Source organism: Desulfobacter sp., assembly GCF_050177295.1.
In genome coordinates this window covers 1-4,057 of record NZ_JBFXHE010000405.1, presented here as the reverse complement: position 1 = coordinate 4,057, position 4,057 = coordinate 1, and the positions used below count along the sequence as shown (strand labels likewise).

Below are 4,057 nucleotides of genomic sequence, written 5' to 3'. Positions count from 1 at the left end.
CAAGCCCGGGCCAAGCTCCCGATGAACCTCAATGGCGTAACCGATAACGCGATTAGATAATTCATCAAATTCCATTCTTTTCCATTCTTCGTGCCCTTCGTGATCTTCGTGGTGAGTTTAGGGCACATCGGGCGTGGGCGTGTGAGTCAATTTAACAAATTGATCGGTAGTGATAAGATGATTCCCATCATTCCCTTCCCAGCTGACCGGAACACCGCCTATTGTTGCTTTAAAATAATACTGCTGATTAGCGGGCAGTTCCATGAAAAAATGCCCGGCATTGTCGGTAACAGCACTTTGGATCTCTTGCTCTTGCATCTCATCATCATAAACCTTTACAGTTTGTTTAATAAGCTCATATCCCGGAGCGTAAAGGCCCTTTCCGTCAATATCCGAAAAAAGGACACCATATATCCTTACAGTTTGCTCATTATTAATGTCAGCATTTTCGTCGGTACTGGCATTTGGGGCTTTTTTCCCCACGACAAAAGAGAGTGCCGAGATGTTATAGCTCTCATCTTCCTGAAAAGACATGCTGAATCCGACATCCTGAGAACCCTTTAAGAAAACAACATAACCCGTGGGCCAGGCAATTAGTTCGTTATATATCAAAGATACAAAGAGCGAGTCCACTGGCGGACTACTCTCTCCTGGCACAGAGGGAATCTGCACGTAGGATTCTTGAACAGCATCTCCTTCATAACCATAACCACAATGGGCAACCCTTTCCATAGCCGTCTGTGTCTCGGACAAAGGTTCCTGATAGGTTCCGTTGAGAAGATAAGATGAATACGCCCGGGCATATTCGCTCAAGGAGGCATCAAAAAAAAGAGGTTTATACTCGCCGTCAATCAACTCTGTGATAATCGGATCGTTTTCATAATCCTCTCTTCTCGGATTAGTATATTCCGATATTTTTTCCGGATCAGCCCGGACCTGGTTGATCAGATTCAACATCTGAATTTGAGATACCAGTTCGGAAGAGCGAAGGCAAATAGCAACAAACCACGCATTTCCCGACCCCACCTTTCCGGCTGATATGGCAATACCGGCAGAGGAATAGTCTTTGGACAGAATATGATCAAACGACTCGTTATCAAGTTCTTTTTTAAAAAGATAATTTATGACAATTTTAAAGGCTGTTTCCCGGGACATAAAATTAAAAAACGAGACCACGCCGCCTGTGGATGCGGTTAAACGATAATAAGGGGGGGCCTCGGATACTGTGATCTCTTCACCGGCCATCAATTGGCTTTCATCTTCAGCCATGGCGGTTAACCTCTCATCCAGCGTATAGCGCGCAAAGGTTGTGTCAGGCTTAATCCCCTTGGCTTTTAAAAAATCTGGGGTACATTCCAGATGCTCAATGGCGTAATTGTAAGGGGCGGTTCTGATTTCATTGATCCTATCCAGAAAATATTGATCGTCTTCAGCGGACAGCGCTGCAGCAGGGCCGTAAACACCCCAGAAAACCATTGCCGAAATAAGTGTGTGTATAATATGTATTTTCATAATGCTAAATGAATCAGCAAAATATATGCCATACTGCATTATCCATCTGAAATATCACTTAAATTAAAAATATAAATCAATTGAGAGAAGCGACAGTTGTGCTTTTTTTATGTTTTACCTTTTTCTTAACACCCCTGTTTTTGGGTATATAAAAATCGTGTTGACAAATCAGATTCTGGTCATATCTGGCCGAGATTGGCCATCGGCGTCTTTTTTCCAATTACACCACGAAGAGCACGAAGGACACGAAGGATGATTGTACCCAGAGGTTTTATTCTTCGTGTCCTTCGTGCTCTTCGTGGTAAAATAAAACACTCAAAGTAAAGACCTGTAGATCCCAAGATATTTATCCCCCTGGGCTCTGGCGGTAAAATTGTCCAGGTAGTGGTGAAAGGCATTTTTTGAAAACCGTTGGGCGCAATGTTCATCGGTCAGGATTTTATCCATGGCCCGGGCCAGGCAAAGATGGCATCCGGCCTGGACCACAAAGCCGGTATGATTGTGCCGGTTCACAATACTTGTACCGGTACCCAGTTCGGTAGAGACCAGGGGTTTTGAAAAATAGAGCCCCTCCAAAAGGATCTGGCCGAAGGCTTCAGCCGGGGCGGTGGAGGGCAGAACGACCAGGCCGCAGTTCTCAATTAAAAATTTCAGGTTGGCGTCACTTTGAAACCCCATGAGATGAACGTTGCTGATCTTCTCGTTTTGGATTCTGGCGTTAAGCCGGTCAAAAAGATCCCCTTTGCCCACGATGGCAACATGGTGCGTCATCTGTTTTGCAGCATCCAGCAGGATATCAAGTCCCTTGTACCACCTGAGCATCCCGGCAAACAATGCGTAATTTTTGTGTTTGCCGACAAAGGCCGCAACCTCCCGGTCCGGCTCCCCAAGTCCGGCAAAGCGGTTTTTATTCACAAAGTAAGAGACTTCATGAATTTTATCCTTGAACTGCGCCAAATAGGGGGTGGTGTTGAAAAGGCTTTTACTGGAGATGCAGACGGCATCCATCTTTCCCATAAACCGGGCCACAAAGGGCAGGTAGAGTCGCTTTAAAAGTTTGGCTTTGTGGATATCACAGTGAAAGGTGACCAGAGCAGGGTTTTCAATGCTGTGGCAGAGGGCCAGCAGCTCTGCCGTGGGCCAGGGAAAATGAAAATGCAGGATATCCGTATGATTGCAGATCCGTTTAAAGGAACGGGCAAAACCCATACTGAAAGGGTTGGACAGCAGGTCAAAGGTTTTGCGGTAAAACCGTGCTGTGATATGATCAGGGGATGTCACCGTATAATTGCCGGACCCCACAGAGACCACCTCAACCTCAAACCCGTTTTTTGCCGCATGGCTGCCGTACTGTCTTATCGCCTCTTCAAGCCCCCCGTTGGTTTCGGGGAAATAGGTCTTAAAAATGTGGGTTATTTTAGGCATGGCCTATTGCTTATTTTATTTTACCACGAAGAGCACGAAGAGTACGAAGAGTGAAAGCATTGGGTATAATCATCCTTCGTGTTCTTCGTACTCTTCGTGGTTCTAAATATAAATTAAAGTTGTTAATGATCACACAACCTATGGCCCTTATTCACGCATGGCTTTATCAACATTTTCAAGCAACGGATCTAAAAGATAGCTGATCACTGTCCGGCTTTCGGTTGTGATATAGCAGGCAGCGGGCATGCCGGGCGACAGATAGGCGTTATGGGCCTTTAAATCCTCTTCATCCACCAGCACATGGACTTCATAATAGGACGTTTCCCCATGGGGGGTCTGCTGGCTCATTAAATCCGGGGAGACATAGGTCACCTTTCCCCTGATGGGGGGGGTGGATTTTCTCTGGAATGCGGCCAGCTGCACCTTGGTCGGCTGTCCCTTTTTAACGCTGATAATATCCTGGGGCCGGACCTGGGCCTTGATCACCATACTCAGATCCTTGGGTACTATTTCCAGTAAAGGCATTCCGGGCTGGATCACACCGCTGTCCTCGGAATGAACCTGTATGTTAAGGACGACCCCGCTGACCGGAGCCCGGACCTCGAGCCGATGCTGGGCATCAAGCATCGGCGTAATCTGGTCTTTCAAGTCAAAAATCAAATCGGTCACCTCGCCAAGCTTTGAAACGGCCGCATCCGTATACTGGTTCTCCATATCTGCAATACGCAGTTTATATTCCTCAATCATCTGGGTAAACTGGGCAATATCCTGCTTTAATTTACCTTTTCGCCCACGGTACTCGGAAAGGCTTCTTTCAAGCGTCAGAATATCGGTTTTTCCCATGTATTTTTCCGCCAGCAACGGGCGCTTGCCGGCTAAATCCTCTTCAAGATTCCGGATAATTTCCGTCACACTTTTTAGCTCTTCTTTGGCGCCTTCAATCCTGTTTTTTGTCTGACTGATCTGGGACTGGTACAGTTTTGTTTTTCCCTGCAGATCGGAGCGCCTGGAGACAAAAATATCCTGTTCCGAGGAAAGGATCGGGGCAATTTCCGGGTCGTCCTTCAACTCATCCAGGGCTTTGGGCCAGGAAATTGAGGGTTTCATACCCGCCTCGGCC

3 protein-coding genes are annotated in these 4,057 nt (G+C 46.7%); all 3 read right to left on the bottom strand.

Annotated elements, in window-relative coordinates; translation table 11 throughout:
- Nucleotides 1-117 precede the first annotated feature (117 nt).
- Nucleotides 118-1,512: a hypothetical protein gene (locus AB7U36_RS19980; protein ID WP_428161393.1), complete on the bottom strand. Its 1,395-nt coding sequence runs from the start codon at nucleotides 1,510-1,512 to the stop codon at nucleotides 118-120.
- Between the two features lie 315 nt (nucleotides 1,513-1,827).
- Nucleotides 1,828-2,937 (bottom strand): glycosyltransferase, encoded by a 1,110-nt coding sequence (locus AB7U36_RS19975; RefSeq protein ID WP_428161392.1) that lies wholly within the window; start codon nucleotides 2,935-2,937, stop codon nucleotides 1,828-1,830.
- 147 nt (nucleotides 2,938-3,084) lie between these two features.
- Nucleotides 3,085-4,057: HlyD family type I secretion periplasmic adaptor subunit (locus tag AB7U36_RS19970; RefSeq protein WP_428161391.1), on the bottom strand; the 973-nt coding region annotated here is incomplete at its 5' end.